At 50.0% G+C, this 6,410-nt stretch carries 7 protein-coding genes and 1 pseudogene; 7 read left to right on the forward strand and 1 reads right to left on the reverse strand.

The features are described from left to right. Positions 1-134: 134 nt before the first annotated feature. The 4 genes from OGW13_RS25740 to OGW13_RS15635 all read left to right on the forward strand — a co-directional run bounded on the left by OGW13_RS25740 (position 135) and on the right by OGW13_RS15635 (position 3,805). Positions 135-467, forward strand: a complete 333-nt coding sequence (locus OGW13_RS25740; RefSeq protein WP_050586387.1) for a transposase — start codon at positions 135-137, stop codon at positions 465-467. Beyond that, positions 464-811 carry an IS66 family insertion sequence element accessory protein TnpB gene (gene tnpB, locus OGW13_RS15620; protein ID WP_000609174.1) on the forward strand — a complete coding sequence of 116 codons (348 nt, stop codon included), beginning with the start codon at positions 464-466 and terminating at the stop codon, positions 809-811. The genes OGW13_RS25740 and tnpB overlap by 4 nt, the downstream gene beginning before the upstream one ends. A 49-nt stretch (positions 812-860) precedes the next feature. After that, complete coding sequence (tnpC, locus tag OGW13_RS15625; RefSeq protein WP_001000406.1) at positions 861-2,396, forward strand: IS66 family transposase; 1,536 nt, start codon at positions 861-863, stop codon at positions 2,394-2,396. A gap of 677 nt (positions 2,397-3,073) precedes the next feature. Further along, positions 3,074-3,805 (forward strand): HNH endonuclease, encoded by a 732-nt coding sequence (locus OGW13_RS15635; RefSeq protein WP_073528072.1) that lies wholly within the window; start codon positions 3,074-3,076, stop codon positions 3,803-3,805. 176 nt (positions 3,806-3,981) lie between these two features. Here OGW13_RS15635 and OGW13_RS15640 read toward each other — a convergent pair whose 3' ends face one another. Continuing rightward, the gene (locus tag OGW13_RS15640) at positions 3,982-4,629 is read right to left on the reverse strand and encodes a recombinase family protein (RefSeq protein WP_024262784.1); all 648 of its coding nucleotides are present in this window, start codon (positions 4,627-4,629) and stop codon (positions 3,982-3,984) included. Between the two features lie 294 nt (positions 4,630-4,923). On the opposite strand from OGW13_RS15640, the gene OGW13_RS15645 reads away from it, so the two are divergent. From OGW13_RS15645 to OGW13_RS15655, 3 genes and pseudogenes are all read left to right on the forward strand, one after another. Beyond that, positions 4,924-5,544, forward strand: coding sequence for an AAA family ATPase (locus OGW13_RS15645; protein WP_000864788.1), 621 nt, complete (start codon positions 4,924-4,926; stop codon positions 5,542-5,544). 51 nt (positions 5,545-5,595) lie between these two features. After that, positions 5,596-5,826 (forward strand): plasmid partition protein ParG, encoded by a 231-nt coding sequence (locus tag OGW13_RS15650; RefSeq protein ID WP_000051066.1) that lies wholly within the window; start codon positions 5,596-5,598, stop codon positions 5,824-5,826. A 171-nt stretch (positions 5,827-5,997) separates the two neighbouring features. After that, a pseudogene (locus OGW13_RS15655) lies at positions 5,998-6,410 on the forward strand (IS5-like element ISKpn26 family transposase); the annotation flags it as partial.

Genomic DNA, 6,410 nt, shown 5'->3' on the forward strand with positions numbered 1-6,410 from the left:
GTAAGCGTCGTCTGAGTACCGTCTGGTCCCGAATCCAGGATCCTGTAACTTAAGCACCCACTTATTTTGCAGGTGGACACCTCATGCGCGCTAAAGAAAGACTTCCCCGGAAACACTATTCCCCTGAATTCAAAATGGAACTGGTCAGGCTGGCTCTTGAAGAAGAAGGCAGTATTGCCGCACTGGCCCGGAAACATGACGTCAATGATAACCTGCTCTTTAAATGGATAAGGCTCTGGCAGCGTGAAGGGCGGGTCTGTCGGCCCCGAAAAAACTCATCGTCGCTTCCTGCCCTGATACCCGTGCAGCTTCAGGCGGGCTCTTCTCTCCCAACCTTCGAACTACCATCCTGCTCTCCTCCCGCTACCTGCCACATAAAATGTCGGGGAGGAGAAATAACACTGACTCATCCCTCTGCTGAACTCATGAGCACTGTCCTGCGCGAACTGATGCGGGGGCCGGTATGATAAATCTTCCCGCAGGCACAAAAATCTGGCTGGTTGCCGGTATCACCGATATGCGCAACGGCTTCAATGGCCTCGCCGCAAAGGTGCAGACCGCGCTGAAAGATGACCCGATGTCCGGCCACGTCTTCATCTTCCGGGGACGCAGCGGCAGTCAGGTAAAACTGCTCTGGTCCACCGGCGATGGTCTGTGCCTGCTGACAAAGCGACTGGAACGTGGTCGCTTCGCCTGGCCCTCAGCCCGCGATGGCAAAGTGTTCCTGACGCCGGCGCAACTGGCGATGCTGATGGAAGGTATCGACTGGCGACAGCCAAAGCGGTTACTGACATCCCTGACCATGTTGTAGCGCTCTTTATCCTGGTTGTCGCAGAATAAGCCTGGTAAAATACAGGATTATGAACGATACCTCTTCTGACGACATCCTTCTGCTGAAACAGCGCCTGGCCGAACAGGAAGCGTTGATCCACGCCCTGCAGGAAAAGCTGAGCAACCGGGAACGCGAAATAGACCATCTGCAGGCGCAACTGGATAAGCTGCGCCGGATGAACTTCGGCAGTCGTTCCGAAAAGGTATCTCGCCGTATCGCGCAAATGGAAGCTGACCTGAACCTGCTGCAGCAGGAAAGCGATACGCTGACCGGCCGGGTGGATGACCCGGCAGTGCAGCGCCCGCTGCGTCAGACCCGCACCCGCAAACCGTTCCCTGAGTCACTCCCACGGGATGAGAAGCGGCTGCTGCCGACTGAGCCGTGTTGCCCGGAGTGCGGTGGTTCGCTGAGTTACCTGGGTGAGGATGCCGCCGAACAGCTGGAGCTGATGCGCAGCGCCTTCCGGGTTATCCGGACAGTCCGTGAAAAGCATGCCTGCCGTCGGTGCGATCGCATCGTTCAGGCCCCGGCTCCTTCGCGCCCCATCGAACGGGGGATCGCCGGACCGGGGCTGCTGGCCCGAGTGCTGACCTCAAAGTATGCAGAGCACACACCGCTGTATCGCCAGTCGGAGATCTATGCCCGCCAGGGTGTAGTGTTGAGTCGTTCTGTACTGTCGGGCTGGGTGGATGCGTGTTGTCGTCTGCTGGCACCGCTGGATGAAGCCCTTCAGCACTATGTCCTGACCGACGGCAAACTCCATGCTGACGATACGCCTGTCCCGGTGCTGTTGCCGGGCAATAAGAAGACGAAGACCGGGCGCTTATGGACGTACGTTCGAGACGACCGCAACGCCGGATCAGCGCTGGCCCCCGCAGTGTGGTTCGCTTACAGCCCGGACAGAAAAGGTATCCACCCTCAGACCCATCTTGCAGGCTTCAGTGGCGTACTGCAGGCTGATGCCTACGCCGGGTTCAACGAGCTCTACCGCGACGGCCATATAAAGGAAGCCGCGTGCTGGGCCCATGCCCGCCGAAAAATCCACGATGTTCACGTCCGTACCCCGTCAGCCCTGACGGAGGAGGCGCTGAAACGGATCGGCGAGCTGTATGCCATCGAGTCGGAGCTCAGAGGTAAAAGAGCAGAGGAACGGCAGGCAGTCCGGCACCAAAAAGTGCTGCCGCTGCTGGCGTCACTGGAGGGGTGGCTGCGGGAGAAACAGAAAACCCTCTCAAGGCACTCAGAACTGGCGAAGGCGTTCGGGTATGCGCTGAACCAGTGGCCGGCGCTGACCCGCTATGCAGAAGATGGCTGGGTGGAGGTGGATAATAACATTGCCGAAAACGCCCTACGACTGGTCAGTCTGGGGAGAAAAAACTGGCTGTTCTTCGGCTCGGATCATGGTGGTGAGCGCGGTGCGTCACTGTACAGTCTTATCGGGACGTGCAAATTAAACGGCGTGGATCCGGAACGCTATCTGCATCATGTACTTGATGTCATCGCCGACTGGCCTGTGAACCGGGTGGGTGCTCTGCTCCCGTGGCGGGTTACTCTGCCTGCCTGACCAGCTTCACTTCGTCAATACGGTTCTCACTGCACGCTTACGCAAAAGTGGACACTTCGCTAAGAAAGTCTGGGGTCAAGTCTTGCAACGTGCACAACGTGCTTTGGCAAGGTCTGCTTTTGGCACATAAGAAATATTCAGAAATTTCGAATACTACATTAGCTCACTCACTTTACTGCAAAAACCGTAACCAACGTTTTCATTGAGTCACCCGAAACCATAACAAAGTGCATTTTGCTACCAACATGCTGCCAAAACTCGGCCTCTTGTGCATATTTTTTGGCTTTTTGGATAGAGGCACTTTCTGGTAACTGGGTTTTAGTTAGCCTTGGGCATAGCAGCTTTGTGCACAAAGCCTTCTAAGGATGCTTAGGTACACCGTCTGAAAGCCGCATTTAATCCCGATGTGCGGCCCTGTGGCTGCGTAAACAGGTTAATGGTGATTGGTTCTTGCAAACCACATGCAAGTTCTATCAGCGTTTCAGTCACGCTCCGAAAGGTACACGGTTATCCTGATAAGGTGTGATCCCTCTGACAATCTGATGACGTCACTACGCTCCGCTTGTTGCTGTATCACCAACGGGGCTTTATGGCTGCAATTGTCTAAATCAGAGGGTTGCACAAGTTATACTCGAAAGTTAATCTGAGATAAATCTTAGATTGCCAGAGGTCTCTTGATGTTTTCAAAATCAAATCGAACATACAAGTATGGCGACCAACCGATAAGAATCACTACTGTGCGAGTGGTTGAGGAACAGTTCAGAGGGGCGGCAACTGCTAAGCAAGTGGATGATTACCTTAGAGGAATATTCCCACACTATAAAGATGATACCCGCCTTAACCTAATAGTTAACACGGTTAATTGCAATCGGAGCTATTGGAGTTTCAACAAAACAGCCAGACGCACAGATGATGTGACTCATCGCCATCATCAATATGATCGATTATTCAAGCGCGGAAACATTTTTGAAATCTATCAACCCTCTATTCATGGCATATGGGAGTTATATCAGGATCAGCAAGGAAAATGGTGTTACCGTCAAGTGAAGTCGGAGTTTGAAGAAGCAGTAGAGGCTGCTGCTAAATTACCCTCATCTACACGGGAACAGATTTTAGCAACGGAAAGTAAAACTCCAGTGCTAACCGAAGTAACAACACGAGTTTATAAGCGAAGCCCGTATGTAGTTGCCGAAGTTCTTTTAAGGGCTAAGGGTAAGTGCCAAAGCTGTAAGCGTGATGCGCCTTTCTTGAAAGAAGATGGTACACCATTTCTCGAAGTTCACCACATTGAGTGGCTTTCTAAAGGCGGGGAAGATTCCGTGGAAAATGCTATAGCATTGTGTCCTAATTGCCATAGGCAAGCTCATTATGGTGCTTTAGAATTAGTGGCGGTTAACAAGCAAGGTTGAACATAACTTCCCGATAACCTCGCCACGCTCAGTGGCGATATAATAGGAGGCCTTACGAGTTAGGGACGGCTCTTCGAAAATCCAGATGATGAAATTTCGGGTGATATTTATATAGATCTGGAACATCTCACAAGCCAACCAGCTAGGACGGGTAGACATTTTCTTGTGTGTTGTAACTACTTACTCAAAGCACGTTTATCTTCCCTCGATTTTACAGCACTACTAATTGTCCCTCGACTACAGGCCATAATTTTCTGAACCTGGCTCCAAGAACTACCGCTATCGAGCAACCGATTAATTGCATCGTATCGAGCCTGATTGACCTGACGCCCCTTATATTTTCCCTCCTTTTGAGCTTTATTAATCCCCTGCCTTTGACGTTCCCGGCGTTGTTCATAATCACGACGAGCCACAGCAGCCAGCATATCAAGCAACATATCGTTGATTGCAGCAAACATGCGACTATCAAAATCATGGCTCGCTGAAGCAATCCAGGTTGTCGGTACGTTGATGGCCATCACTCGAATATCCTTCTGGCGAATCAACTTCTTCAGGCTGTTCCAGTCTTCACCAGTTAAGCGTGAAAGCCGATCAACATCTTCAATGAGGAGAATATCGTTCTGTCGGCAGTCGTTCAGCAGTCTGAATAATTCCGGTCGGTCGAGCCGCGAACCAGATTCATTCTCGATGTAGTAATTGCAGATGTTAAGGCCACGCTCATCAGCAAAGCTATCGATCGCAGCGAGTGCGCGAGAAGCGTCTTGTTCAGATGTTGAGGCGCGTAAATAAGCCCGGACAAAGCTTTGCGGTACGGTATGAGTCACAATGTCGAACCAGTTCAATTTAGGTTATTAAAGCATAACCATATAGTACCTGTTTCGCATGGTATTTTAAAGGCATACTCTAAAAGAACCAAAAAACAAATAATGAGTAGATGTGACCTTGTCACTACACACTCATAAACTCAAACACTCATATACACAAGACAACTCAAATGAGTAGATACTCCTTAACTCATATACACATAAACTCATATTAACCTTTACTCATACAAAGAGTATGATAAACTCAAAAACTCACAGGAGTAATTGAGTAGACACACAATTGAGGATTTGAGTATGAAGGTGATCTCATTTCTGAATCCGAAAGGGGGTTCAGGTAAAACAACTGCCGTAATCAACATAGCCACTGCGTTGAGCAGGAGCGGATACAACATTGCTGTGGTAGATACAGATCCACAAATGAGCCTGACGAACTGGAGCAAAGCGGGCAAGGCAGCATTTGACGTATTTACAGCAGCATCTGAAAAAGACGTCTATGGAATCCGAAAAGATCTGGCGGACTATGACTTTGCTATTGTGGACGGGGCAGGTTCACTCTCAGTAATCACCTCCGCAGCCGTCATGGTAAGCGATCTGGTAATTATCCCTGTCACCCCCAGCCCTCTGGATTTCTCCGCAGCAGGAAGCGTCGTTACTGTTCTGGAAGCACAGGCTTACAGCCGCAAAGTTGAAGCCCGCTTTCTGATCACCCGTAAGATAGAAATGGCAACCATGTTGAATGTGCTTAAAGAAAGTATCAAAGACACCGGTGTTAAAGCATTTCGTACAGCTATTACACAACGTCAGGTTTACGTGAAATCAATTCTTGATGGCGACAGCGTGTTTGAATCCAGTGATGGTGCTGCAAAAGGTGAAATAGAAATCCTTACAAAAGAGATAGTTAGAATGTTTGAGTAATTACACATTTACTCATATAATCAAATAAGTATAAAAACCGGAGTAGCCTGAATGTCACTTGAAAAAGCGCATACGTCAGTAAAAAAAATGACCTTTGGTGAAAACAGAGATCTGGAACGAGTAGTAACAGCACCAGTATCATCTGGAAAAATCAAACGTGTTAACGTTAATTTTGATGAAGAAAAGCACACTCGGTTTAAGGCTGCATGCGCCAGGAAAGGTACATCAATCACTGACGTGGTGAACCAGCTTGTAGATAACTGGCTCAAAGAAAACGAATAATTGGAAGCCGAAGCGAACAGACAGGCCGACGCAAAACAACTGTTCTCAAAGCAGCTCTGGCTATGTACAACAGCCAATAGTTACTTGATTCTGCAAAACTTAGGGAAGGTGCGAACAAGTTCCTGATATGAGATCATCATATTCATCCGGAGCGCATCCCAGAGGGACATCATGAGCCATCAACTCACCTTCGCCGATAGTGAATTCAGCACTAAGCGCCGTCAGACCCGAAAAGAGATTTTCCTCTCCCGCATGGAGCAGATTCTGCCATGGCAGAATATGACCGCTGTCATCGAGCCGTTTTATCCCAAGGCGGGCAATGGCCGACGGCCCTATCCGCTGGAGACCATGCTGCGTATTCACTGCATGCAGCATTGGTACAACCTGAGCGACGGTGCCATGGAAGATGCCCTGTACGAAATCGCCTCCATGCGCCTGTTTGCCCGATTATCCCTGGATAGCGCCCTGCCGGATCGCACCACCATCATGAATTTCCGCCACCTGCTCGAGCAGCATCAACTGGCCCGTCAATTGTTCAAGACCATCAATCGCTGGCTGGCCGAAGCAGGCGTCATGATGACCCA

It is taken from the genome of Citrobacter sp. Ca225 (genome assembly GCF_030337175.1).
Classification (GTDB): Bacteria; Pseudomonadota; Gammaproteobacteria; order Enterobacterales; family Enterobacteriaceae; genus Citrobacter_A; species Citrobacter_A amalonaticus.